Origin of the sequence: Mycobacterium sp. (genome assembly GCF_035570115.1) — a bacterium.
Classification (GTDB): Bacteria; Actinomycetota; Actinomycetes; order Mycobacteriales; family Mycobacteriaceae; genus Mycobacterium.
On sequence record NZ_DATMLH010000325.1, the window covers coordinates 1 to 25,252 of the forward strand.

24 protein-coding genes are annotated in these 25,252 nt (G+C 63.8%); 13 read left to right on the forward strand and 11 right to left on the reverse strand.

What is annotated here, in order from left to right:
• Positions 1-207 precede the first annotated feature (207 nt).
• Positions 208-963 (forward strand): SDR family NAD(P)-dependent oxidoreductase, encoded by a 756-nt coding sequence (locus tag VNW74_RS30235; protein WP_325683786.1) that lies wholly within the window; start codon positions 208-210, stop codon positions 961-963.
• Positions 964-991: 28 nt separating this feature from the next.
• On the opposite strand, the gene VNW74_RS30240 is transcribed toward VNW74_RS30235, so the two are convergent.
• Complete coding sequence (locus VNW74_RS30240; RefSeq protein ID WP_325683788.1) at positions 992-2,185, reverse strand: cytochrome P450; 1,194 nt, start codon at positions 2,183-2,185, stop codon at positions 992-994.
• Positions 2,186-2,255: 70 nt separating this feature from the next.
• Here VNW74_RS30240 and VNW74_RS30245 point away from each other — a divergent pair, with 70 nt between their 5' ends.
• The gene (locus VNW74_RS30245) at positions 2,256-2,837 is read left to right on the forward strand and encodes a TetR/AcrR family transcriptional regulator (RefSeq protein ID WP_325683790.1); all 582 of its coding nucleotides are present in this window, start codon (positions 2,256-2,258) and stop codon (positions 2,835-2,837) included.
• A gap of 36 nt (positions 2,838-2,873) precedes the next feature.
• Here VNW74_RS30245 and VNW74_RS30250 read toward each other — a convergent pair whose 3' ends face one another.
• The 4 genes from VNW74_RS30250 to VNW74_RS30265 all read right to left on the reverse strand — a co-directional run bounded on the left by VNW74_RS30250 (position 2,874) and on the right by VNW74_RS30265 (position 6,451).
• On the reverse strand, positions 2,874-3,626 hold the full coding sequence (locus VNW74_RS30250; RefSeq protein ID WP_325683792.1) for a hypothetical protein: 753 nt from the start codon (positions 3,624-3,626) through the stop codon (positions 2,874-2,876).
• 7 nt (positions 3,627-3,633) lie between these two features.
• Positions 3,634-4,632, reverse strand: a complete 999-nt coding sequence (locus VNW74_RS30255) for an LLM class flavin-dependent oxidoreductase (protein WP_325683793.1) — start codon at positions 4,630-4,632, stop codon at positions 3,634-3,636.
• A gap of 31 nt (positions 4,633-4,663) precedes the next feature.
• On the reverse strand, positions 4,664-5,707 hold the full coding sequence (locus VNW74_RS30260; RefSeq protein WP_325683794.1) for an LLM class flavin-dependent oxidoreductase: 1,044 nt from the start codon (positions 5,705-5,707) through the stop codon (positions 4,664-4,666).
• A 189-nt stretch (positions 5,708-5,896) separates the two neighbouring features.
• A complete protein-coding gene (locus tag VNW74_RS30265; RefSeq protein WP_325683796.1) occupies positions 5,897-6,451 on the reverse strand; it encodes a TetR/AcrR family transcriptional regulator in 555 nt (184 codons plus the stop codon).
• An 89-nt stretch (positions 6,452-6,540) separates the two neighbouring features.
• On the opposite strand from VNW74_RS30265, the gene VNW74_RS30270 reads away from it, so the two are divergent.
• The 7 genes from VNW74_RS30270 (at position 6,541) to VNW74_RS30300 (ending at position 13,713) form a co-directional block, all read left to right on the forward strand.
• Positions 6,541-7,533: a DUF7065 domain-containing protein gene (locus VNW74_RS30270; RefSeq protein WP_325683798.1), complete on the forward strand. Its 993-nt coding sequence runs from the start codon at positions 6,541-6,543 to the stop codon at positions 7,531-7,533.
• 22 nt (positions 7,534-7,555) lie between these two features.
• Positions 7,556-8,617: a phosphotransferase gene (locus VNW74_RS30275; RefSeq protein WP_325683801.1), complete on the forward strand. Its 1,062-nt coding sequence runs from the start codon at positions 7,556-7,558 to the stop codon at positions 8,615-8,617.
• A 79-nt stretch (positions 8,618-8,696) separates the two neighbouring features.
• Positions 8,697-9,779 carry an AraC family transcriptional regulator gene (locus VNW74_RS30280; protein WP_325683803.1) on the forward strand — a complete coding sequence of 361 codons (1,083 nt, stop codon included), beginning with the start codon at positions 8,697-8,699 and terminating at the stop codon, positions 9,777-9,779.
• A 75-nt stretch (positions 9,780-9,854) separates the two neighbouring features.
• Entirely contained in the window at positions 9,855-10,874 is a 1,020-nt protein-coding gene (locus VNW74_RS30285; protein ID WP_325683805.1) for a phosphotransferase family protein, read from the forward strand.
• A complete protein-coding gene (locus VNW74_RS30290; RefSeq protein ID WP_325683807.1) occupies positions 10,874-12,019 on the forward strand; it encodes a TIGR03857 family LLM class F420-dependent oxidoreductase in 1,146 nt (381 codons plus the stop codon). The genes VNW74_RS30285 and VNW74_RS30290 overlap by 1 nt, the downstream gene beginning before the upstream one ends.
• A complete protein-coding gene (locus VNW74_RS30295; RefSeq protein ID WP_325683891.1) occupies positions 12,016-13,170 on the forward strand; it encodes an LLM class flavin-dependent oxidoreductase in 1,155 nt (384 codons plus the stop codon). The genes VNW74_RS30290 and VNW74_RS30295 overlap by 4 nt, the downstream gene beginning before the upstream one ends.
• 24 nt (positions 13,171-13,194) lie before the next feature.
• Positions 13,195-13,713: a limonene-1,2-epoxide hydrolase family protein gene (locus tag VNW74_RS30300; RefSeq protein WP_325683809.1), complete on the forward strand. Its 519-nt coding sequence runs from the start codon at positions 13,195-13,197 to the stop codon at positions 13,711-13,713.
• A 27-nt stretch (positions 13,714-13,740) separates the two neighbouring features.
• Here VNW74_RS30300 and VNW74_RS30305 read toward each other — a convergent pair whose 3' ends face one another.
• A complete protein-coding gene (locus VNW74_RS30305) occupies positions 13,741-14,796 on the reverse strand; it encodes an alpha/beta hydrolase fold domain-containing protein (protein ID WP_325683811.1) in 1,056 nt (351 codons plus the stop codon).
• A 201-nt stretch (positions 14,797-14,997) separates the two neighbouring features.
• Between VNW74_RS30305 and VNW74_RS30310 the strand changes: the two genes are divergently transcribed.
• Together VNW74_RS30310 and VNW74_RS30315 are read left to right on the forward strand one after the other, a co-directional pair.
• On the forward strand, positions 14,998-15,891 hold the full coding sequence (locus VNW74_RS30310) for a DUF1295 domain-containing protein (RefSeq protein ID WP_325683813.1): 894 nt from the start codon (positions 14,998-15,000) through the stop codon (positions 15,889-15,891).
• A gap of 1 nt (position 15,892) precedes the next feature.
• The gene (locus VNW74_RS30315; protein WP_325683815.1) at positions 15,893-17,449 is read left to right on the forward strand and encodes an NAD(P)/FAD-dependent oxidoreductase; all 1,557 of its coding nucleotides are present in this window, start codon (positions 15,893-15,895) and stop codon (positions 17,447-17,449) included.
• A gap of 76 nt (positions 17,450-17,525) precedes the next feature.
• Here VNW74_RS30315 and VNW74_RS30320 read toward each other — a convergent pair whose 3' ends face one another.
• Positions 17,526-17,936, reverse strand: coding sequence for a limonene-1,2-epoxide hydrolase family protein (locus tag VNW74_RS30320; protein WP_325683817.1), 411 nt, complete (start codon positions 17,934-17,936; stop codon positions 17,526-17,528).
• Positions 17,937-18,437: 501 nt separating this feature from the next.
• Between VNW74_RS30320 and VNW74_RS30325 the strand changes: the two genes are divergently transcribed.
• Positions 18,438-19,844: a cytochrome P450 gene (locus tag VNW74_RS30325; RefSeq protein WP_325683819.1), complete on the forward strand. Its 1,407-nt coding sequence runs from the start codon at positions 18,438-18,440 to the stop codon at positions 19,842-19,844.
• A 21-nt stretch (positions 19,845-19,865) separates the two neighbouring features.
• Here VNW74_RS30325 and VNW74_RS30330 read toward each other — a convergent pair whose 3' ends face one another.
• Entirely contained in the window at positions 19,866-20,612 is a 747-nt protein-coding gene (locus VNW74_RS30330; protein WP_325683821.1) for a hypothetical protein, read from the reverse strand.
• Positions 20,609-22,279: an NAD(P)/FAD-dependent oxidoreductase gene (locus VNW74_RS30335; protein ID WP_325683823.1), complete on the reverse strand. Its 1,671-nt coding sequence runs from the start codon at positions 22,277-22,279 to the stop codon at positions 20,609-20,611. The genes VNW74_RS30330 and VNW74_RS30335 overlap by 4 nt, the downstream gene beginning before the upstream one ends.
• A gap of 144 nt (positions 22,280-22,423) precedes the next feature.
• On the opposite strand from VNW74_RS30335, the gene VNW74_RS30340 reads away from it, so the two are divergent.
• Positions 22,424-23,077, forward strand: coding sequence for a TetR/AcrR family transcriptional regulator (locus VNW74_RS30340; protein ID WP_325683825.1), 654 nt, complete (start codon positions 22,424-22,426; stop codon positions 23,075-23,077).
• 57 nt (positions 23,078-23,134) lie between these two features.
• On the opposite strand, the gene VNW74_RS30345 is transcribed toward VNW74_RS30340, so the two are convergent.
• The gene (locus VNW74_RS30345) at positions 23,135-24,442 is read right to left on the reverse strand and encodes an NAD(P)/FAD-dependent oxidoreductase (RefSeq protein ID WP_325683827.1); all 1,308 of its coding nucleotides are present in this window, start codon (positions 24,440-24,442) and stop codon (positions 23,135-23,137) included.
• A gap of 2 nt (positions 24,443-24,444) precedes the next feature.
• A complete protein-coding gene (locus VNW74_RS30350; protein WP_325683829.1) occupies positions 24,445-25,182 on the reverse strand; it encodes a hypothetical protein in 738 nt (245 codons plus the stop codon).
• Positions 25,183-25,252 lie beyond the last annotated feature (70 nt).

Below are 25,252 nucleotides of genomic sequence, written 5' to 3' on the forward strand. Positions count from 1 at the left end.
AACCTCTTGTGGCCGATCATGGCGAACGTCCGATGGGAAGCGTCGGACCAGCGTGGGCGCGACAGGCTCGACGACATGGTTCGGCGGCTCGGTGCCGCAGTAGAGCGACACTCGTCAGCTGACCTATTCTGATATCCGCCACGACTTTACGAGGCACCAGCGCGGGACGAAGGACTTTGGCGACAGGCGCTAGTCGATAGGAGCGAAATGGCGGAACTCGACGGCAGGGTAGCGATCGTCACCGGGGCTGCCCGTGGGATCGGAGCCGCTATTGCCCGCGCTTTTGATGACCGTGGAGCGTCCGTAGCGATCTGCGATGTTGCCGGGAACCCTGAGCAAGTGGCGTCAGGACTGCGAAACAGTATCGGCGTCGTATGCGACGTCAGCAGTGAAGACGACGTTGACGCTTTGATCAAGAGAACACTGGGCGAATTCGGCCGGCTCGACATTGTGGTCAACAATGCGGGCATTGATGGCGCGTTTAATCCGTTGGCGGAATCTGCACCCGACACCTTTGACCAGGTGATTGCGGTGAATCTTCGCGGAGTGTATCTGGTGATGAGAAAATCTATTCCTGCCTTGATTTCCAGCGGGGGCGGTTCTGTCATCAACATCGCGTCGGTTGCCGCGGTCGTCGCTTTCGCGGGAACGAGTGCCTATACCGCCAGCAAGGCCGGGGTTGTCGGTTTGACGCGGCTCGCGGCACACGAGTATGGAAGTTCCGGCGTGCGGGTGAATGCAATACTTCCGGGAGTGATCGAGACGCCCATGCTCGCCGATCTCAAAGAGACGGCTCCAGAGATGTACGAGCAGGTAAGGGCACAGGCCGTGGCGATGACATCGCAGGCAAGGTTAGGCCAGCCCGACGAAATCGCCTCAGTGGCAGCATTTCTCGCGGGTGACGGCGCTTCCTTCCTTACCGGGGCCGCAATTCCCGTCGATGGCGGGTACACCGTGGCGTAGCGTTGCCGCGCGCGTGCCCACGAGTCAGTCAGTCCGGTGGACAGGAGATGGGGAGCGAGAAGTAGCCACGAATGGGGCCGGACCGCAGCCGTTGTGCGGATTCCAGGTCGACTTCCCAGTTCGGCAGTCGTTGCAGCAGGGCGGTCAGCGCGATCCTCGCTTCCAGGCGCGCTAAAGCCGCACCCAGACAGAAATGGATACCCTTGCCGAAAGCCACCTGATGCTCGGATTTGCGGTCGATGTCGAACACGTCGGGATCGGCAAAGACCCGTTCGTCGCGGTTGGCGGACGCGAACAGCAATAACACCGATTCGCCGCGACTCATCGTGGTGTTGTGCAGCGTGACGTCGCGGGTCAAGTTGCGGCAAAGCCCTTGGACCGGCGAATCGTAGCGCAGCAACTCTTCGATCGCCGGCCCGAGCAAAGTGTTATCGGCCGCGAGGCGGCGACGGCTATCGGGGTGTTGGGCCAGCACGACGGCAGCGTTGCCGAGCAGGTTGGTGGTGGTTTCGGTCCCGGCAAGAAGCAGCAGCGCGCAAAATCCGAGGAGTTCTTCGTCGGTGAGGCGCACATTGTCGATCTCGGCGGATACCAGCGCCGACATCAAATCGTCGCGCGGTGAGCGGCGGCGGTCGGCGAGGAAGTCGGTGAAGTAGTTATACATGGAGGCCATCGCCGACAGGGCCTCCGCCGTCTGCCCACGAGTCGGATCTGCTTGCACCAGCATGCTCGACCACTGCCGGAACTGATCACGGTCTTCGCGCGGGACGCCGAGTAGATCGGCGATCACCATCGCCGGCAGCACGGCGGCGAAGTCCACCACAAAATCGGCCGACCTGGCCCCTCCGTCCAGCCGCCCGACCAGATTCTCGGCCAGTTGCTCGATGCTGTCGTTCAGATTCGCGATCCGTCGTGGGGTAAAGGCTCTGCTCACCAACGCCCGCAGTTGGTTGTGGCGGGGCGGATCCATCAGAACCATCATCGGCAGAAATGACTGGACGAAATCCGAGCCCGGCGGCCTGGGGAACACCCCGTCCACTGAGGAATAGCTGTCGTGATCCAGCAAGGCGGTCTGTACGTCATCGTGACGACTCAACACCCAGGTGTCGGATGGCCCGGCGTGATACACCGGGTCCTCATCCCGCAACAACCGGTAGGTCGGGTACGGATCGTCGATGATGGTGGCGTCGAAGGGGTCGTATTGGATCTGCACGTCGGGCACCAGGGTCTCCTGCCACCCCCCAGAACAAGCGTTTAGACTGGCAGTCTAAACTCGCAGAGCAGGAAGAGCAATGCGCGAAATCCCACCACAGATCGCACACCGCCTTTCCGCCGCGGCCGAGCTATTCGCGGAACGGGGTCTCAACGACACCAAGATCGAAGAGATCGCCGCGGCCACCGGGATCGCCAAGGCCACGCTCTACTACTACTTCGCGGGCAAGGAAGACATCCTCGCGTTCCTGCTGGAAGACGGCTTGCGCGACGTCGCCGAGGACGTGGCCACCATCGTGCACGGCGACGGCACCGGCGCGCAGCGCCTCGGCGCCGTGATCAGCGCACAGCTACGGGTCATGGCCGAGCGGCCCGCTGTCTGCCGGGCGCTGATCGGGGAACTGGGCCGTGCCGCCCGCATGCCGGTTATCGCGGACATGATCAGCACCGCCTACCTGAAACCCGTCGAAAACCTGCTCATCGCGGGCGCGAGCGACGGCTCTCTTGTCGCGCAACACGATCCGCGATCCGCGGCGATCGCCCTGTTCGGAGCCGTGACAACGAGTGCGATAACCTACCTGGTCACCGACAACACCCTCGATGAAGCCCTGGTCGCCGGAACCATCCAAAGCATTCTGTTGGAGGGTCTCCGACCCCGCTGACCACCAATCTCCCCGAAATGCCGGGCGGGTAGGACGCTAAAGCACGCGGTCCATCTGGCTCGAGCCGAGACCGGGCTGCAAAATTCCGCCACTCTCCGGCTGGGTGCGCTCAACGATGCGACTGGCGCGCAACATCAGCCACGTCATCGTCACCATCCAGACGAAGAACGACACGCAGAGCACCCACCACGCCAGTATCCCGTTCCAGGCCAAGGGGCCATTGTGCACAAAAACGACGAAACTGCCCGGCGCAACGCCCAGCGCGGTCCAGATGTTGAGATACGCACACCAGCGTGGCAGCAGCGGCTGGGGACGACGGTCGCCAAACACGACGACGGCGATGATCGCCATCTGAATCATCGCCGTTCCGACGATCCCGACGAATGGCAACCACGCGAGGTCGTTGAGCGTCTGAATTATCTCGGGGCTGCGCCCGCTCCGGTAGGCGGCCGTCTGCCAGACCAGCTGCGGAAAGAGGAACTCAAGGATCAAGCAGGAGCCCGCGATCAACTGTGCCGTCGCCAACGGCGAATCGCTGCCCGCGATCCGCCGGATCTGATGCGTCAGTGCCGCGACGAAGAACGCCAGGAAAGGCGCTGCCGCACAGGCGATCCAGACGCCGCTCCGGATCCGACCGCGTTCTTCGGCGAACATCCGCGCGACCGCGTCGGCGCTCATGCCTGGGGCAGGTGGCGGCACAAAGCCGGCGACCAGGGCGAACCCGACAAGGAAGACCGGAGCGAAAATGATTCCGCCCCAAACGCAAAGACGTTGTTGGCGTTCCGTCATCACGCCGCTACCGTTTGAACGCGTCGATGATTTGCAGGTAACAGTCCTCGGACTCCTCGGCGGTAAACGGAGGCACATAGGACGTGTGCAGGGCCAGATGCGGTAAACCTTTGTAGTTGTCCAGTTTCTGACGGCACTCCTCCGGTGTCCCGGTGATGGAGAACAGCTCGACAAGCTCTTCGGGGGTGTCCTCGAATGCCGCCAGCCCCTTCTGCATCATCGACACGCGCAGTCCGTTGACCAGATCCTGCACGCCCTCGATTTCGGCGACCCCGTCAGACACCGGGTGCGCAATATAGAACCCGACATGCTTCTTGGCGCGCGCCAGCGCGACGTCCCGGTCTGGGTGCACACAGCAGATGACTTCGCATGCCAGGTCCAGTGCATCGGGATCTCGGCCGGCTGAACGCGCGCCCTCGGTGATGTTGGGAAGTACTACCTGCTCGAAAAACTTTGGTGTCCAAAGGTATCCGATCCATCCGTCGGCCTTGGCCCCGCACAACTTCAGCAGCTGCGGGCGCATGCCGGCGATCAGGATCGGGATCTGCGGGCGTACCATGTCGCGCAGTCCCCACGGATTGATCGGCGGCGCGGCGAACTGGTAATACGTGCCGTTGAACGCCTCGACCTCCTCACCGGCGAGGTACGCCCAGGACCGGCGCAACGCCTCAACGTATTCACTTAGCCGCTTGATCGGCGCCTTGAAATCGGTGGAGTGAAAGGCTTCCAAAAACTCCGGAACCCCAGTGCCGAGGCCGAATTTCATGCGGCCCCCGGACAATTCGTCGACGTCGGCCGCTGCGTTGGCCGCCTCGAACGGCGAGCGGTTGAATGCCGTCGCGAGCCCCGTGCACAGCTCTACGCGAGACGTGCTCAGCGCCGACGTGCACAGCATCGCGAACGGGTTTCGATACAGCTCGTAGGTCCACACCGAATCGAAGCCCGCCTCATCGGCCAGCCGGGCGTAATCCGGGATGCGCGAAAGCGGCGCCGTGCGACTGGGCATCGTGACTCCAAGTTTCACACCCCTCACCCTCTCAGGTTGAACTGCCGACGGTCTCGTACAACGCGGGCATCACGGCTCGCGCGAAGCGTTCCTGGTTGGCCACCGCAACGTCGGGAGCCAGGTTTCCGAACGCCGAGACGACGATGAGGCCGCCGGCATCGGTGCGGCGCACGATCTCGCGGATTTTCCCGACGACTTCTTCGGGCGTCCCCCACGGTTGCAGCTCGGCCAGGAAGTGTGCGAATTGCTCGTGGCCGTGTTTGGCGATCGTGCGCGCGATGTTGCCGTAGTACTCATATCCCGGTATCGCGGCAATGCTCTCGTCGGCGAACCCGTAGTGGTCGATCGTCGATCGGTAGTAGGCGACCACCTGCTCGAACAGCTGGGCGGCGATGTCGGGGTCCTCGTGACAGGCATTGAAGATCACCGCGATCGGCTTCGGCGGGTCGGCAGCCCGATATCGCCGATAGTGCTCGCTATAACGCTGCAGGTCACCGACCGTTTGATCCCACGGCTTTTGCAGAAAAATCATGATTCCGGCGCCGAGGCGGGCCATCACCTCGGCAGACTCCGGCGAGATCGACGACGCAAACACCCGCCCACGCAGCGGCGCCAACGGTGCTGGCCGCAGCTGCACGCCCCGGATGCGTCCGGTTTCAAACGCGTCCAGCAGCTCTGCGGCGTACTCATCAAAGAGCTGTCGCGACCGCGCCATCTCGACGCCGAAGCCGTCGAACTCCTCGCGCGCCAGACCGCGGCCCATGCCCAGGATCAGCCTTCCGCCCGAAAGGTGATCGAGCACGCAGGCGTGTTCGGCCAACCGAATGGGGTCGTGCCACGGCAACACCGACACCATCGTGCCCAGCTGCACGCGCTGAGTTCGCGCCGCGACCCAAGTCAAGAACTGCAGCGGGTCCGTCGACATCGAGTAGTCGGCGAAATGATGCTCGACCGCCCAAACCGAATCGAAGCCCAGCTCCTCGGCGCGGTCGGCGAGCATCATCTCTGTTTGCCAGACCTCGTGATCGGGCCGCCCGTCGAGGTTCTGGAAGAAATGCCCGTGTCCAATGCGCATCAGCGACCGCCGTCCTTACCCGGATGGCCACAGTCCTGAACGAGCGTGTACATCTCAAGACGGCGAAGCATGTCTGGGAGCATATCAGTGTGCCGCAGCATTGTGAACGGTCGTTGACGCCATCCGCGCCGGGGCCAGCCGTAGACCCGGGACTCCGTTCTGTATGTTGTTGTCCGGCAACCTGAAGGCTCACGGCGGGGCGGATTTGAGACCGGTGATCAGATACCGCAGACCAACTTCGAACGAGGACCGCGACCCGCCCCGTCCGCGGCTAGTTTCAATCATGACCGCGCCCAGCAGGTAGTTGAAGATGACGCTGATTCCATCAGTTGCCTGGCGCTCGTCGTACCCGCCACTGCGAAGGATGTCGAGGAGGCGTTCGCGTACTTCGGCAACCCAGTCGCCCGTGAGCTGCCGCGAGACCAGGATCTCTGCGATGCCGGGGCGGTCGACCAGGATTCGATGCAGGTCCCGGATGACGTCGAAGAGCACGGCATCCCAGGCCGCGGTAGTCGCGCGACGGATGGAGGGGACGGCGATGGTGCGCGCGACGAGTGCTTCGAGGAGTGCCTCTTTGGAATCGAAATAGCCGTACAGGGTCATATGGCTGACGCCGAGGTCGGCACTCAGGCGGCGGAAACTGACGGCGTCGAGGCCATCGGCGTCGAGGATCGCCAGCGCCACGTCGATCACATGCTCGACGTCAAGGAGTGCACGGCGCCCAGGCCGGTTGCCCGTAGTCATTGCCCAAAAGGTAAATCATCGAGGTTGACCATCAAAACTTTACGGTGTAAATATTATGGCATCAAGTTCAACGCCGGACAAGGGACACCGTGACAATCGACACCGAACGCGAGATCACGCCGGAAGACGACTCGTTTCGCTACCACAAGCGGCCCTCCGACCCGTTCTGGAACGAGTCCGGTCTGTTCGGGTTCATGGTTCCCGAGCGCAAGATCGACGGCTACTTCTACGTCTGGCACCGACCGAACATGAACCTGACATCGGCGGGCGTCGCAGTATGGGACGACAAGGGCATGGAAACACACAACTGTCTCTACTCAGAGTGGTTCCACTTCAACCCGATGGCTTCCGACACCGACATGTTCGATTTCGAGCTGGCCAACGGTATGCGCTGCAAGACGATTGAGCCGCTCAGGGAGTACCGACTGCGCTACACCAGCGACACCTATTCGCTCGATCTGCTCTGGACCGGCGCCTACAAGCCGCCGAACCTGCACTACTCCGGTGAGCACGGCTTCGACATCTACGGTGGTGTCCATTACGAACAACTCGGCACGGTGACGGGCACCATCACCCTGGACGGCGAGACGATCCCGGTGGACTGCCACCACTTCCGCGACCATTCGCGGGGCCCGCGGCCCGGTCCGGCGCATAACCTTCCCGGCGGCGGGTTCGACTTCGCCTGGGCGTCGGACCGCACCTCGTTCGCAGTGACGTCGGCACGGCCCGACCCCACGGCGCCGGTGACCGCCCGGTCGATCGACCAGGTCAGTTACGGCCATATGACCAAGGACGGGGTGACCGCACATGTCGTCGGCGGCACCCGCGAGGTCCTGGACCGCGAGGTGGACGGCCGACCCCGCCGGGTCGCCCTCCATTTGGTGGACGATCGCGGCCGCGAGCTGCACGCGGAGTCAGAGGTCCAGAACTGTCTCAAGTGGCACAGCATCTGGCATATGCAGTGGTGCCTTGCCAGCTGGGACGTCGACGGCGAGCCGGGCTGGGGCGAGAACCAGGACTGGTTCGACATCGAGGTCATCCGTGCCCACCAGCGCCAGGCGTTCGGCGCCGGACGTCCATAACAAGAAACGGAGGTCGCTCACGATGGCGGTGTCCAATTCCGACGAGCTCACCCCCGAGTGGTTCACGCGAGCACTCGGGTCTCCGGACTCCACGGTGACCGACATCGAGATCGACCAGGTGGGCGGCGGTGCGATGTGCCAAATGGTGCGCGCGACGTTGACCTGGAACGCCACCGACGGGTCACCTGAGTCGGTGATCGTGAAGTTCCCGACGTCGGACGCGGGCACGCGCGCCCTCGCTCAGGCGATGCAGATGTACGAACTCGAGGTCCGTTTCTACCGTGACCTACTTCCACACCTGGCCGACGTGAGCACTCCCACTTGCCATTTCGCCGAACTCGACGAAGCGACGGGTGCGTTCACCCTGGTTCTCGAAGACCTCAGCTCCAGAACGCGCCCGGGTGACGTCCTCGTGGAGAGCACCGGCGACGAGTGCAGCGCGGCCTTGGCTGAGCTCGCCCACCTCCAGGGTGCATCGTGGAACTCTCCGATCACCGCGGCAATGCCTTGGCTCGCGGCTCATGAGCGGACAGTGCAGCTCTTCGACTCGATGCCCGCCGGTCTCGAGCCGTGGCTCGCCCGCTTCGGTCATGCACTCGAACCTGCTCAGGTCGCGCTCTTCGAGACCGTGATTCCGCAGGCGGGCAGATGGATCAGATCCTGGGACGGCCCGTCGGTCGTTCAACACGGCGACCTGCGCACGGACAACATCCTTTTCAGTCTCGACCCCGTTCCGCGGGCCACCCTTCTCGACTTCCAGACCGTGCGCCTCGGACCGCCGGGAATGGACCCGGCATATTTCCTTGGCTCCTCACTCTCGACAGAAACACGGCGCTGCGCTGAGCGCGCACTGCTCGCAGAGTTTCACGACCGTCTTATAGCCACCGGTGTCGCCGGCTATGACTTCAACGACTGCTTTCGCGCATACCGCGAAGGTGCCCTGTATGCCGTCTACCTCTTTTGCGGCCTGTCCAGCCAGGTCGCGTCTTCGGAGCGCGTCGACCGCGTAATCGCAGACCAGACCCGCCGGTACGCGGACATGGCACTGGACCTGGAGGCTGCTCAGCTTGCTGGCCTCATGTGATCTGGCCGCCTTGGACCGGCCCCACCACAATGAGCCGATCTAGCCTCTACGCAAGCGCCCGTTCTCCTATATTCCTGTTATGGGTTCAGGCCGTCCCTACTGGGATTTTCCGCGTGGACTCGGCCCTATGCGCGTGCTGTTAGAGGTCGGCGGCGAGTGGGGCGTTCCGGCGCGTGCTTGCCTTTCCGGCACCGGCCTGTCGCTGAGCGACATCGATCGCACTGACCTATTGATCGAGGCCGAACAGGCAATGCGCGCCATCCGGAATCTCGCTGAGGCGACCGGCGATCCGCCGGGTCTGGGCGCCGCGGTGGGTGTTCGCCTGAGGCTCAGCTCGCTTGGCGCCTGGGGCCTTTTGCTGTCGTCATGCCGGACCATCGCGGACGTCATCCGGGTCGGGCCCCGTTACTACGAGTTATCCGAGAACTTCCTTCGGCCTTCGATCGAATATCAGGCGCAATCGGTGGTGATTGTGTACGCGGATGATGAAGTCCCCGAGGATATCCGCGGGTTCGTGATCGAACGAGACCTCGCCTATAACGTCACCTCGGTCCAGTCATTGGTGGGGGCATCGATACCGCTGCATATGACCGCCCGACTGCCGGCCGAACGCACCGCTGCGCTGGCCGCGTTGCTGCCCGGGTTCGAGATCGAGGCCGATAGCGCTCGCAATGCGATACACCTGTCCCGTCGTGTGCTGCAACAGCGCCTGATCAGTGCAGACACTGACGCCCATCGGCGCTGCTTGGCGCAGTGCGATGAACTCGTCGAGACGTTGCACAGCCGCGACAGCGTTGCCAACCGGGTCCGGGCCGTCCTCACCCGGTCGGCACCTCCGCTGCTGGGACTCGACCAGGTGGCTCACGAGTTCCACATCGATGCGCGCACCCTGCGGCGGTGGCTGGTCGAGGAAGCTACGTCCTATCGCGCGCTGGCCGATGAGGTGTGCGCGCGCCGCGCCGTCGAATTGCTCGAGGCGCCAGGTGGCACAGTGCGCCAGGCGGCTCACGGCCTCGGCTATGCCAGTGTCGCGAGCTTCACCCGCGCGTTTCGCCGCTGGACGGGTACCACACCCGCCGCGTGGACACGAGAACGTGCGGGCGCCCAGCCTGTCCGATTCGGTCAACGGAGTGTCCGGACAAGGTCGTCCGAGCGCCCTTAGACTCCTCAACGGCGTAACACATCGGCAGTTAGGTTCATCATCACTGACGTTCGAGTTCCCCCGAGCCTGGCTGCGTTGGATACGGACTGGTTCACCGAGCGCCTTGGCACAGCCGTCAAGGCGGTGTCGTTGACCCCGGTCGCAGTAGCGAGTGCGGCGGGTTCGCTGGCTCGTGCCGAGCTGAGCTACGCAGTGGAAGGTAGCGGCCCGCGATTCGTGATCATCAAGGGGCGCGGCGACAGCGACAACCAGCGCGTCATGGAGTCGGCGATGGGTCTGTCGGCGCGCGAGCAACTTTTTTATTCGCGCATCGCTGACGCGATTCCGGTCGCGGTCCCGCGGTGCTATTTCGTCGGTGAGGTTGGCGGCCCTGAGCCATTGGTGCTCGAGGATCTCGCTCACCTTCGCGCCGGCGATCAGGTGGCCGGCCTCACGCTGGCAGACGCCACGCGCCTGATCGACGTCCTTGCCCTCCTGCACGCCCGCTACTGGGATACCGAGCCCCCGGGTGGCGATCCGGACCGGCTGATCAGCTGGACGGACCCAGCGATCGCAGGGATGATCACAACACTTGTGTGCAGTGGCTTGGAAAATCTGCGCGAGCGCTACTCCGGACGGGTCCGCGAACAACTCCTCGACGCCGTCGCGGCCGCCGCACCCGAATGGCACACGGTGCTGGCACGATGCTCTGAGGGCCCACAGACGTTTGTGCACAACGACTTTCGCTTGGACAATGTCTTCTTCGCTCCTGATGGCTGCCCCGTCGTGATCGACTGGCAGCTCGCGGGCCGCTCCCGCGGCACCCAGGACGTCTCCTACCTGCTGTCCGGCAGCATGACCGAAGACATGCTTCGCGGCAGCTGGCGGGACCTGCTCAGTCGTTACCACGCGGGGCTTGTCTCCAACGGTGTGCGCGGCTACTCGTTCGACCAGTGCCTATTGGACTATCGGCAGAGCCTGCTCTTCACGATCGCACCGGGTATTGCGCTGCTCGGCCAGATGCAGTTGGCCGCCGACGAGCGTGGGCTGGCTGACGCGCTCGTGCTACGCACACTCGTGCACGCCGACGAGCTCGACGCATTCGGGACACTGTAATGGCCACAGCAACGCCGCAGCCCGGCGAGGTGCTCAGTGACCTCAGCGCCTATGTGATCGGTGGACGCGTGTCGTTGGCTTGCGACGATGGTGAGCACGAATCGGATTGCCGGACACCGGCTCAGGGAATTCTCGACGGGATCGAGGCCGAGGAGATTGGATTTCGTCGGGTCTTTCTTTCCGAACGGTGGAATCTCAAAGAAGCCGGCGTCATCCTCGGCGCGATCGCCGCGCGGACCCAGCGCATCGATGTCGCGTCCGGCATCATCACCACCCCGGCGCGACACCCGTTGCACATGGCCGGGATGGCTGCGACGTTTCAGGCCGCATTCGGGCCACGGTTGGTTCTGGGCCTCGGCCGGGGCAACCCGGGCTGGCTACGTGGCGCCGGCATGGACATGGTCGGCTTTCGCGGGCTCGAAGACTATGTCGGCGTGTTGCGCCAACTGTGGCGAGGTCAAACCGTCAGTTATAACGGTCCGCTGGGCGACTTCCCCCACCTCCAACTCGAGGACGTGGGCGACGACTTCGTGGCGCCGCCGGTGTGGTTCGGCACGTTGGGACAGCCGGTGGCGGCGCGCACCGCGGCCAGGTCCTTCGACGGCGTACTCCTTCCTCCGGTCTTCACTCCGGATGCCACGCACACCATCGTCGCCAGGTTGCGCGCCGAGTGCGCGGCTGTCGGTCGTGACCCGGCAAGCCTGCGCATCTGCCAATCCGTGATCACCGCACCCGATCTCGATGACACCGAGACACGCACGCTTGCCCACGCCAGGGCGGTAACCTATCTCGATGCACCGGGCTACGGTGAGATGTTGGTCGAACTGAACGGTTGGGACATGGCCCCGGTGCGTGCGTTGCGTGAGCACCAGCAGTTCGCTTCGATGGCTACGGCGGTGAGCGACTTAAGCTTTCACCGCCGCGAGCTGTTGGGCCCGGCCGCATTGGTCCCCGACGACTGGATGCTGGCTTCCTGTGCAATCGGATCAGTTGCTGAGTGCGTCACCACACTTCGACGGTTCCGCGCAGCAGGTGCCGACGAAATCGTCACGTACGGCAGCACTCCCGGCCAGAACGCCGCACTCGCGGTGGCATGGCGGGAATCATCGAAAGACCTTGGAGGAGAGATGACTTGGCCGGTGTGAAAACAGCGATCGCGCTCTGGGGTGATCGCCACATTCCCGCCACGGTAATCGCGCAGCAGGCCCGCGCGCTGGAATCCGGGGGCGTAGACGGCATGCTGATCGCCGATCAGTTCGGGAACTTCATCCCACCGCAGCTGTGGAAGCCGGAGATCACTCCGGCTGCTGCGGTACTGCCGGATCCGGATTCACACTCCGACCCGTTCACGCTGGCCGGCTATCTGCTTGCGGCAGCGCCCACCCTCGACGTCGCCGTGTCAACGGACTCGGTGCGGCGCGGTCCAAGCGAGCTGGTCCAGGCGGCCCTTACGCTCGCCAACATGACCGAGGGTGAGGTCACGTTGCAGGTCGGCGGCGGTGAGGCCAAGCAGTGCGCGCCGTTCGGATACAAACGCTCTCAGGGCATGTCGCGGATGGAGGATTTGTTTCGGATCGCCGGCGCGCTGTTGGACAGCGGCGGTGAACCGATCGACTTCGAGGGCAGGCGCTGGCACTACACCGGCGCCTCGATAGGCGGCGCGGTGCCCCACCGGCCGAAAATCATGGGCCTGGGGGGCGGTCCCATCCTCATCGACCACTCCACTTCTTATGCGGACGGGCTCGCCACGACCTGCCCGCCGGTGTGGGCCGGCCCCGACGAGTTCGGTCAAGCACGCGAACAGATCCTCAAGACCGTCGCCGCCAAAGGCCGGAATCCCGAGGAGTTCGAATTCGCAGTGTGGTTCCCGTGTCTGATCGGCAACGATAGAAGCCAGTTAGAGAGCAAATTCGACAATCCGCTGATCAAATGGCTGGCGGCGGTGTTCGGTCGGATCGAACCGACCGACTGGGACAAGATCGGCCTCGAATCGCCGTTTCCGGAAGGCTGGCGCTATTACAACGATCTGTTACCACATCAGACTTCCGACTCGCTGATCGATGGCGTGCTAGGCACCGTCACGGACGCTCATGTGACATCAGGCTGGGTGTGCGGAACTCCGGCAGAAGTCGCGGCCACCATAACCGAATACGTCGAGGCCGGCGCGAGCTGGGTCTGTCCCATGGACTACCTGCCGATGGTGCTCGACCCGGCCGAAGCGACATCCGCCTTCGAGCGATCGATCGAGACAGTGGCACTGATCAAGCAGTATTCGACTGCGCAGACCCCGGTTTAGGGCGATACCGGTAGGGTCGCGACGATGACCACTTCGGCCAAACCACCGGCAACGGCGACCAACGCCGACGCCACGATCGCGCAGCGCGAGCAGAGGGTCATCGAGTTCTTCACCTCGTGGAGCGAATCATTCGAGGCGTTCTGCGACTCGTTCGCCCTCCTCACGGCGGACTGCGTATGGGATCAACGGCCGATCCCCCGGCTCATCGGCCCGCGGCAGGCCGTGCGATTCCTCAAGCTCGCCCGCGCGACGCTCGGGCTGGTGACCATCGATGTCGAGATCCTGCACATCGCCTCCGCCGGTCAGATCGTGCACGTGCAACGCGTCGACCGGCTACGACGCGCCGACGGCAGCCTCATCGTCGCCGCGCCCGTGGCCGGGGTGCTCGAGTTCCATGGCGAACGAGTCATCGCTTGGCGCGAGTACTTCGACTTGACCGAGTTCCTCATCCAAACGCTCGCAACCAGTTGCCTGTACGTCGTTCGGCGATCGGCACAGCTAGCCCGGGCAACAGCGATGGCGGCGGTCCGCAGAATCAGCTAACGCGAACCTGCCCGGCAACTGTGCACGTTAGGCGAGCGACTTGGCGAAGCCGCTGACATCGCGCAGGCTCGCCGCGAAGACCTCGGGCATGGCACCGCCGAGCAGCATGTCACCACCGTGACACGTGCCAGCGACCAAGCGGCCGATCGCTGCAACTCCTGCGCGCACTAGGCGGCGGTAGTAGTCCAGTCCCTCGTCGCGTAGCGGATCGAGCTCGTTAACGGAGATGACGTGCGGCGGCATTCCGCTCAAGTCCTCATCCGTCGCGACGCCCGCCCAGCAGGTGGGGTCGTCTGAGTGCGCGCACTCGGGGTCGTAGATCGACGCCATTAGCGCGAGCTGCTGACAGCTGATGAAGTAGCCGTCGTTTTCTCGCATTGACGGATACTCGTCCGGTGGCTCCTGCCACCGGTTGGAGATGTAGGGACACTGCGCGTACGCGCCGGCGATCTCATGTAGCCAACCCTCGCGCTTGGCCTTGTGCGTGACCGTCAGCGTGAGGTTGCCGCCACCCGATTCTCCGGAAACGATCAGGTGAGTGATGCCAAGTTGCTCGCGGTTCGCGAATACCCAACGGACCGCGGCGGCGCAGTCGGTCAGCCCGGCGGGATATGGATGAACGCCCAACTTGCCGCCCGAGTTGCGGAATTCGACGCCGACGACGACAAGCCCTGTGGCAGCAAGGCATTCGCGTCCGCGCGCGTATACGGTGTCGGCGGCGCTGAGGATGGCCATGCCGCCGCCGTGCAGGTGCACGACGCACGGCAGCCTCGTAGCGGTGTCAGGTCGGCTGACATACAGCGTCACGTCTTGGCCATCGCCGCCAGGGATCGTGACGGTCGTGGTTGTCACTCCTTCGGCGATCGGCGTTGCTTGCCCGATTGCGTCGAATAATGTGCTGATCATTTCTTCGATCCCGGCGGTGAGGGCCAGCCGATCGTCGAGTGACGAGTCGACGGTCACCGGCAGTTCAGGCAGGAGGGCGTCAGCGCCGAACTCGGCGAGAGCCTGGACCATTCGGGGGTCGGAGCGTGGATCGGTACCGGGTGAGCAATCGGGATTGGCGAGTCGACCGTCGGGCATGAGGCAAATCCTAGATCTCCCTGGCCTGCGGCCCGCAACGGACGCTTGAAGGGTTGCCTTGTTTGACGGCCTCGCGCTGCAAGGCGATCAGATGCTGAACGATCGTGAACTATCGAGTGGCCCAGTATTTATGCCATTTGATATCGAAATCCATGCCAGATCTGTTACCGATCGTTCTCATTACTTGTTAGGCTAGGCCGGGTGAGCGGTCTGGTCAGCAGCTTGGGCGTCAACTCGTCCAGCGATCTCAGCGTCTTTTTGTTCTGCGCGATCTTCACGTTCGCGGTGGTGACGATCCTGTGGGTGGTGGGCCTGTTTCAGGGCAACCACTCGATGATGGACGGTTGGTACGGCTTCGCCTACGCGGTCCCGGCGTTGTTCGCGTACCTGATTGTCGGCGCCCAATCGGTCACCGCGGCGCTGCTGTTGTTCATGGTGATGCTGCACGGCGGCCGGCTGGGCTGGTACCTGGCGGCGCGCTGGCGCCGCTACGTGCCCGTTTACGGAGGCGACCCGCGCTATCTGAACTTCGTCAAAGAGATGTCCCCCGGCTACTGGTGGAAGAGCTTCTTTCGGGTGATGGAGCCCCAGGCGGTGATCATCGTGGTGATCGGCATGCCCGCCGTGGTTGGCATCCTCAAGAACCGGGCGCCCAACGGCGGCATCGGCCTGCTTGCCTTCGCCGGCCTGCTGGTGTTCATGGTCGGCCTGTACCACGAGACGGTTGCCGACGCGCAGCTGCAGTCCTTCCTGGCGCTGGAACAGCGCCCGCGCTATCTCAACACCGGGGTCTGGAAACACAGCCGCCACCCGAACTACTTCGGGACCACCACGGTCTGGTGGGGCATGTGGCTGGTGGCCGTCGCGGGCAACCCCGACTGCTGGTGGACCGTTGCGGGCCCGATCATCAACACAATCATGCTGACCTCAGTGCTCGGCTCGGCATTCCAGGACAACTACATGGGCGTACGGCCGGAGTATCAAGAGCTGATGGCCCGGACCCGCCGCTTCCTGCCGCTTCCATTGTCGGCCGACGCCATCGCCCGCAACCAGGCTCGGCTAGCCGAGCAGCGCGCCAAGGCAACCGCTAGTTGAGATGTATGACGCCATCATCGTCGGAGGCGGCCACCACGGCCTAACCTGCGCCACCTATCTCGCCCGCGCCGGCAAACGAGTGGTAGTGCTGGAGCGACAACCATGGCTCGGCGGCATGACCTACTCGCGCGAAACCGTTTCTGAAGCACCGGGATTCGTGATGAACCCGTGCGCGGTGGATCTGCTGTTCACCAACTTAGAGCCGTCCATCGTCAGCGAGCTTCGCCTGGAATCCTTCGGCCTGCGCCAGGCCAGCCCGGACCCGTGGGGTGCCTACCTGGGGCCAGAGGGCCAGTCGATCGGGCTGTGGCGCTCACTCGACCGCACCGTCGAAGAGATCCGACGGTATTCCAAACCTGACGCCTCCAAGTTCGCAGAGCTCTGCGAGATGTGGTGTGACTTCTGGTATGTGGCAGCGCCGTACCTGATGGACCATCCCACCCGTCCGCGGGCCAGGACGGTCGCGGAACTGGGTTGGCGGGCGGTGCGCAAGCGCCGCAATCTGGCACCTGTCGCGCGAATGCTGATGGCGTCTCCACATCAGCTCATCGAGACGATGTTCGAGTCCGACGAGGTGAAGTCGCTGCTGGCGATCTACGCCTCGGGCTCGGAAGCTCCGCTGCGGGAACCGGGATCGGGTGCGGTGCTGGGTGTGATCATGCTGCACATCGGATGGGGCATCAAACGCCCGGTCGGCGGTATGGCCGAGTTCACCAACGCACTGGCCGCATGCCTGCGCCGGCACGGCGGCGAGGCCCGCACCGATGCGGAGGTCGAAGAGATCCTGGTGCGCGGCGGGCAAGCGGTCGGGGTACGGCTGGTCAACGGTGAAGTGTTGCACGCCAGGCAGGTCGTCGCGGCCGTCGATCCGGTCACGCTGATGTGCAAGCTGGTTGACTCGGCCCACGTCTCCGACGCGGTGCTCGAGGAGGTCCGCAACATCCGCATCAACGGCTGGGGAGTCAACAACGCCAAGATCGATGTGGCGTTGTCACGGCGGCCAAAACTGTTGTGCGACAGGGCGGAGCTCTGGGGCAGCTACATGCTGATCGGCGACAGCATGGACTACGTCGACCGGGCTCTCGACGGCGCGATGCATGGCGTGATTCCGCCCGAGACGCCGATGTGGGCGCTGATGCCGTCGGCCTTCGATCGCTCACAGGTGCCGCCGGGTAGCGCCGGCGACACAATGTATCTGTTCTGCACCGCGGTCCCGCAGACCTTCGCCGACGGCAGCGAATGGGCGAACCACCGCGGGCCCTTTTCGGCCCAGGCGATACGCACGGTCGACGAGGTTGCCCCCGGCTTCGCCGACGCAGTCATCGGCAGCTGGGTCAAGAGCCCCGACGAACTACGGCGGATGACACACGACGGCAGCTACGTGGTCGTCGACATGTCGCTGAACCAAATGGGTCCCAACCGCCCGACCGCGGCGCTGGCGGGCTACCGCACACCCATCCCGGGCCTGTGGCACACCGGTGCGGGCGCACATCCGATGGGCGGCGTGCACGGCTGGGCAGGCAGGACCACCGCACGCACCGTCCTCAAGTCGCTGTAATCAGGTTGCGCGCGGCTCGATTTCCGAATTCCACCGTCGTATTCTGCCCGCCGGCAACATCAAATCGACACCGCCTTCAGGTCACTGCGCGCTCGCTGTCGGCGGGTTGGTAATCACGCATCCAGTCGTCGCAGTAGTCCCGCCATTCGACAATGGTGTTGCCCTCGAAGACGATTACACCTACTACTGGCACCGACGCCACGCACGTGCCGTCTGCCTTATAAAGGTCGTCTGAGCGTTCTATAAAGACGAATCCGTTGCCTACGGCGACATTTCGGATCGGTACCTCGACACGGACCACATTGAGCATGCTGAACATTGCGTCGATGCCGGCTTCGCATGCTGCGCGGCCGCGTAACGCTCCTCGTGCGCTGTTCCACCAGACAATGTCCTCGGAGGCGTGGATCCGCCACGCTTCTTTCACCGCGTCCTTGCCGTCGGCCCACATGGCGCAGACGTTGCGGACGGTCTGTTCGTGCTCGTTCACATCAGACATCCTTGTCGCTTCCCCGTAATCGATCTTTTCGCGACGGAACGTCGCTTGAGGTATGGGGCCCGGTACGGCTGGGCAGCGTGACTCCGATCCGCAACTGTATATTCTCCTTCGGGCTTGGATCACTGATGACATGAACGATCGTTTACACGATACATGCTAAACGGCCATGCTTTAATCGGATAGCCTAGAACCGATGAAGCACTCGTTATCGCTATGTGAGCCGTGACTCTTCACGCACCCCGATACCGAGGACGTCCTGCGTCGCGCCCCAGAACCGTCGTGGCAGCCTGCCGACATCTAGCTCACGTCGCTTCATCGCCACCTAGTGCGGCAGCGCGAACGCGCGCCCACATGTGGCCTCTCTCGGGGGTGGGACCCGTGCAGGCGCACATCCGATGGGCGGCGTGCACGGCTGGGCAGGCAGGACCACCGCACGCACCGTCCTCAAGTCGCTGTAGTAGCCGCGGTTGCGGATACTCGTAGGCTTCAATCATGCGCGAATCCACGCCGAGCCCATTGCCGCCTGGACCCCCGCTCCCCCGGTCGGTGCAGACCGCGCTGATGCTGCGCTACTGGCCGCGCTTTGTGACCGCCTGCCGACGCCGCTACGGCAGCGTATTCACCCTGCGGGTCGCCTCGCTGGGAACACTCGTTTACCTCGACGATCCCGCCGACATCAAGGCCGTATTTGCCGGTGATCCGGCCGTCTATCACGCCGGCGAAGCGAATTCGATACTGGCCGGGGCACTAGGAGAGAGCTCAGTGCTGGTAATCGACGACGACCTGCATCGCGACCGTCGCCGCCTGATGAGCGCCCCGTTTCACCGCGACGCCGTTGCGCGCCAGGCCGGTGTGATGGCCGAGATCGCCGCCGCCAACATTGCCGGTTGGCCGGTAGCTAAAGAGTTTCCGGTTGCGCCCAGAATGTCGGAGATCACTCTCGAGGTGATTTTTCGGACCGTCATCGGCGCCACCGACCCGGCCCGGCTGGCGTCGTTGCGCGAGGTGATGCCGCGGCTGCTCAACTTCGGATCATGGGCCTCGCTGTCGATCGCCAAACCCGACCTGCAGCGCCGCCGCCCCTGGCGATATGTGCGTCGCCGCATCGAGGAGGCCGACCGGCTGTTGTATGCCGAGATCGCCGATCGTCGCGCCGACCCCGATCTTGCGCAGCGCACCGACGTGCTCGCGATGCTCGTGCGTGCCGGCGACGACGACGGTCGAACGATGACCGACTCCGAATTGCGTGATCAACTCATGACACTTCTGGTCGCCGGGCACGACACCACAGCGACGGCGCTGTCGTGGGCTTTGGAGCGACTCGTCAGGCACCCGGACAAACTGGACAAGGCGGTACGCGCCGCCGACGCGAGTGCGGCCGGTGATCCGGCGGGAGACGAGTACCTCGAGGCGATTGCCAAGGAAACGCTGCGGATCCGCCCGGTGGTCTTCGATGTCGGCCGGGTCCTGACCCAGCCCGTCGAGCTGGCGGGCTACCGACTGCCCGCCGGCGTCATGGTGGCTCCGGGCATCGGGCTGGTACACAGCAGCCCCGAGCAATATCCCGATCCCGACCGGTTCGACCCGGACCGGATGCTGGGCGCCACGCTAGGTCCCACCACGTGGCTGCCGTTCGGCGGCGGCAATCGCCGCTGCCTCGGGGCGACGTTCGCCATGGCTGAGCTAAGAGTCGTCCTGCGTGAGGTCCTCCGCCGTGTCGAGCTGAGGACCACCACCGCCAGAGGCGAACGACAGAGGGTGAAGCATGTCATCCTTACGCCGCACCGTGGCGCACGCATCTATGTCCAAGCCATGCGTGACACCGCGACGGCATCGCCCGCAACAATGCAGATGCCACGCTGCCCCATCGCCAGCTCGCACGAGCTCCGAACACGTTGAAACCCGGGGGCCGCAGCGCGATCAACTGACCGAGTCGTGTACCAAACCGGAGCTGGACGGCGATACTGCTTGCGCGCCTGCTTCCTTCTCCTGCTGCCGCAACGCCCGCAGCAGCGCCCACATCATGATGAGTACCCAGATGCCGAACGTGGCAAGGCCTAGGTAGAAGACGAGCAACCCCTGCCACGCCACCGGTCCTGTCTTTGCGAAGTACGGAAAGAAGGCAGGCAGGAAAGTGAGCGGAATCCATATGTTGGCGTAGCCGACCCAGCGCGGGAATACCGGCCGCGCAGCGCGGTCCATCAGAATTGCCACCGCAATCGGGATGTCCTGGAGGAAGAAGAGCCCGATCGGGGTGACCAGCAGCAGCCATGCCAAATCGTTGATCCCCTGAATCACCGCGGGATCGCGGTCGGGGCGAAACGCGGCGACGTTCATGACGATCAGCGGCAAGACGGTGACGATCACCACGCAGATACCGCCGATCTGCTGGAGATTCGCCAATGCGGGCGGCGCCGATTCGATCCGCAACATCTGTGTAGTGATCAAAGCGACGATCGGCCCTAAGAATCCCAACCCAATTGCAGCCAGCAACAATCCGAGGCGTGTCGTGGTGGGATGGGCACTGTAGAACTCGGCGATCTGCTTCGCGCTCAGGTTGGCGCCCGGCGGCACCGGAAACAGCCGGGCGACGATGAAGCCGGCGAAGGTCAACACGATGACGGCCAATCCACACCACGCCATAGCGCGCTGCACGGCATACGTCATGACGCCACCCCTGAACGCCCGCCCAATCGCCGAGTGATTCGCCTTTTGCCGTTATGTCGCAGAATCTCCCGAGCGCTGCCGCGCCCCGGCCATCCGCTGAGGAACGCCATCGGGAACGCACCTGCGCCGGTGTGCCACAGCCCGTCGATGGGCGTGTTCCACGCCGACAACGACGGCGTCGGACGCCAGGGTCCCATCTGCGCCAGGGAACAGTCCACGTGTTCGTAATTGCCGCGGGTAATGTGGTACTGCGACTCGAAGTCGTCGGGTGTGGTGATGTGAACGTCGAGGACCGCGTCGCCCAATTCCGGTGCATACTGCGCGAAGTTGTCCATCATCAGCTTGACGTACTGCTCCTTCTCGTCCTCCCACGTGCGCCCGCCCGACAGTTTCCGCGGCGTGTTGAACGCATAGAAGTAGAGCGTGTCGCCGTCACTGCCCTCGGGCACCAAAGTGCGGTCGTAGACCGAACTGGTGATGTGCTGGATGGGGATCTCGTGGGTGAACTCGCCGTTGATCGCGGCATGGGCCGAGCGGTTGAGGTACTCCATATTCGGGCAGATCGTGATGGCCGACAACGCTTCTGGGCTGCGGCCCTGTTGGTAGCGGGGAAAGGTGAGCCGCCGGTCCAGCGCGCAGTCGACCTTAAACGTGTAGATGTTGGAGTGCAGATTCTGAAGTCCGCGGACCTCGTCCCGAGTTTGTTCTGGCACCACGTCGGAGTCGAGCAGTTTGGTCACCAGGGTGATCGGGTCGGTAGCGGCAACCACCTCACGTGCGGTGAACGTCCGCCCATCTTCGAGCGCGACGCCTCGTGCCTGGCCTCCTTCGGTGAGGATCTCTTTGGCTTTGGCGGCGGTGAGGATCGTGCCACCGTGCGCTTCCACGCAGCGGGCCAGGGCCTGGGTGTAAGCGCCAGTGCCGCCGACGGGATGGCGCACCCCCCACTCGTGCAACCCGGCGATGAGCGACAAGTGCAGACCGGTGCCGGCTTCCCATGTCGGGGCGAAACTAGCCAGCGAATAGGTGGCAACCGGCACCTTGATCTCGTCGCGGTCGAAGTACTCTTCACAGACCTGTTCGATGGAGGCCAGCATGGCCCGGGCGCCGCGGGCGATCGACCTGGGCCCCTTGGCGGCTCGGACCAGCATCTCGGCCAATGCCGCCGGCCGCACCCGCACAGGATGCCCCTGCAGATACGGCAGGGCCACCTTGAGAGTCGTGGTGAGGTCGTCGCACAACTGCTCGTAGCGGCGAGCGTCCTTGTGTGAATAGCGCTTGATCTCTTCGACCAGGCGGCTGCGGTCCTTCCAAATCGGCATTACCTGCCCATCGGGGCCCAGCCACGTCAGCAACGTATCGGGGTACACCCATCGCAGTCCGTACTTTTCAAGCTCGAGTTCGTGATCAACGGACGGCTCCACACCGGTCAGCAGAAACTCGACCGAACACGGATTGACCTTGTACCCGGGCGCATTCGGCATTTCCATGGTCCACGCGAGGCCGCCGACCACGTCGCGCGCCTCCAGAACCAGTACTTTTTTGCCTGCGCGAGCCAGGTAAGCCGCACATGTCAATCCGTTATGGCCGGCACCGACCACGATCACGTCTCGAGCCGAGTTGTCTGTCAAGGCCAACGAGACCACGGCATCTCCCTTCCCTGCCACACCTCAAGTTGAACGCATTGTATACTTACGTAAACATACTGTATAGTAGGTGAAACAGTACGTCTAGCGTGGCTGCGGCGCGGTGCGTATTACAGTCGGGCAGAGCCTGATCAGTTCCGGCCGTCGCAGCAGCGAGGAATGCCCATGTCAGAGCCGTCGACTCTCCGCGACGTGCGGGACAAGCGAAGGGCCGAACGTCTGAGCGGCCGCACACGGCCGGACTACATGACCCTCATCGTCGAAGCCACCGAGCGGGTGTTGGCGGAAACACCGTTTCACAAAATCACCATCGACCAGATCCTCAACGAGGCGCAGGTTTCCCGTGCGACGTTCTACGCCTACTTCTCGTCGAAGGGCGAAGTGGTCGCCGAAGTGTTGAGCCGCGTCATGCTCGAGCTGTTCGACCTACTCGATCCGTTGTTTCAGCGGCTCCCTGACGCCAATCGACGTCAGGCAATTGCTGCCGTCCTGCAGGAATCGGCAAAGCTGTGGAAGCTACATCGCCCGGTTTTCCACGCCACACACGAGAATTGGCACTCCGTACCCGAGTTGCGGGACAAATGGCTCGCGCTCGTCGAGAAATTCACCGATGCCATCGCGGGACAATTGGAGCGTGACGCGAAGCACGAAGCGGCCCTTGGAGGGAAGGCGCGTCAGCGCAGTGCGGTTTTGCTCTGGTCGAGCGAGCAACTGTTCTATCTCGCCGGGACCGACGCCGACGACGACCTGGACAATGAACAGGACCTGCTAGAGACCCTGGCGATCATGTGGGAGGGCACGCTATTTGGGCCAGAGTGATCTGGCCGCCGCTGTTCGGCTCGCCACCGACGGACGCACCCATTGGGGCCCGCCGCCTCAGGTCGCTTGGGCGCCAATCAAATTGCGCGCGGCCCGATTTCCGAATTCCACCGCGGTGTTCTGCCCGGCCGCCGACATGAAGTCGGCAGCGTACTGAACCGGCGATGCCGGATCGAGCGACGCGTTGAGACGCCCGATGTCCTGGTAGGCGCCGATCCGGGTGAACGGCAACGCCCGCCGCCACCGCGTCACATGGGTGAACTCGACGGTGTTGCGCAGTTCGGGGAACACCTCGAACACGGTCGCCAGGGTGTGTTCAACCACCCGCTCGTCGGACGCGTCGATCATCCGCTCCGACGCGCCGGTCTCCCATAAGCAGCTCAGCAAGCCGTGTCCGGCCGGAGCCCGATCCGGGGCCTTGTTGTGGTCAAGGAACATCAGCGCGATGTCGGGGTCCTCCACCGACGGGAACATCACCAGAAACGCCGGGCAGTCCGGTGGCCCGGAAGTGCCGACGGCGACGCTGATGCATTGGGTGTAGCCCAGACTGTTATCGAGCTGACCAAGGATGCCGCGATCGTCGACGCAGATGGCCGTCGCCTCGGGCAGCGGGCAGGTGACGACACAGGCGTCGTAATCCGATGTCGTGCCGGAATGGCTGACACGGACCTGGTTTTCGGTGCGCCGCACCTCGGTGACCGGCGTCTGCAGGTGTACTTTGAGCCCGTCGGCCAGCCGCTCAGGCATCCGGCCCTGTCCGCCGACAGCGGCCAGGATCTTCGCGGTGAAGATGTTGCCGATCCCGGAGAACAACTCCACCTTTGACACCTTGTCCGTGTCCGCGATCAGCATCGTTCGAACGATCGGCTCGCACAGGTAGCTATCGAGCTCGGTCGAGAGGGCGCGCGTCGCATACGCGCGGGCGCTCTCGGTGTCGAGCGGCGCGGCCTTGCGCATATCGGCGTAGTCCAGCCGGCCACGCGCCTTGGCCAACGCCACGTCGAAAGCCAATCGGGGAACACGCAGTTTGGCGCCCAGCGACAGTACGCCGGTTTTCAGCCCGGAGCGCACCATGTGATCCATGTCGAGCAGATGCGTGACGCCCGCGCGGCGGATGGCGATACATGGTGCAGTGCGGCGCATTTCGACATTCAGCTCACGCGCCAGCGCCAAGTAGCCGTGGTACGTCGAACCGAGCGCCGACGCGCCGGTGTCGATCGCGTAGCCATCGCGGCGCACCGTCTGCACGCGACCACCGGGAGTGTTCGTCGCCTCGAAGACATCGACTTGCCAGCCGGCCTGCTGTAGGCGATGGCCCGCCGTCAGCCCGGCAAGGCCCGCTCCCACGATGGCGGCGCGCGGCATGCTCACACCGCCCGGACCGAAGCCGCCGACACAGCGGGCACATCGTCGAGCCGGTACAACGAGCGACGGATTGTGTACGTCATCACGAAGAACCAGATCCAGAACGTCGCGAACGGCAGGTAAAAGCCGAACAACCCGTTCCAGGCGAACGGTCCGGTCTTGAAGAAGAAGATGATGCTCAGCGGTATCAGGTCGAGCATGAAAAATACGTTGAACCACCCGACCCAGCGCGGAATTATGGGGTTGGTGTCCTCATCGGCGAGCGAGGCATAAATGATGCTGATAACGACGAAGTAGAACGGCGCGATCACCCCGAGGAACTGCAACCAGGCGACGTCGTTGAGCAGCTGCACAATCTGCGGGTCGCGGTCGGACCGAAACGACGCGGTAAGCCACCAGCCGGCGGGATACGCGGTGAGTAGCACGTTGGTACAGCCGGCAATGATCTGACAGTAGGTGAGTATTCCCGGCTTTCCCTCGACGGCCGCGATGAGCTTGGCAAGCATCGCTGTCCAGGGCACGTAGAACATCGAACCGACGAGCACCAGCACCATCCCGATGCGGATTCCCATGGTGTTGTCGTGGTAGACCCGAGTGATCTGAGCGGCGTTCCAGCTCGGCGGCTGGGACGGGAAGAAGCCGGCGAGCGGCCAGATACCGACCATGAGGAACGCGATGTAGACGAACCCGCTCCATGAAGTGCGCTGCAGGAGTCTCAGATTTGCCTGTGGCGACAGCATTCGCGTCCTCCCTGGTCGGTCGTGGTCCCTGACTCGACTCGAATCGAGACACGTAAACGATCGTTGACTC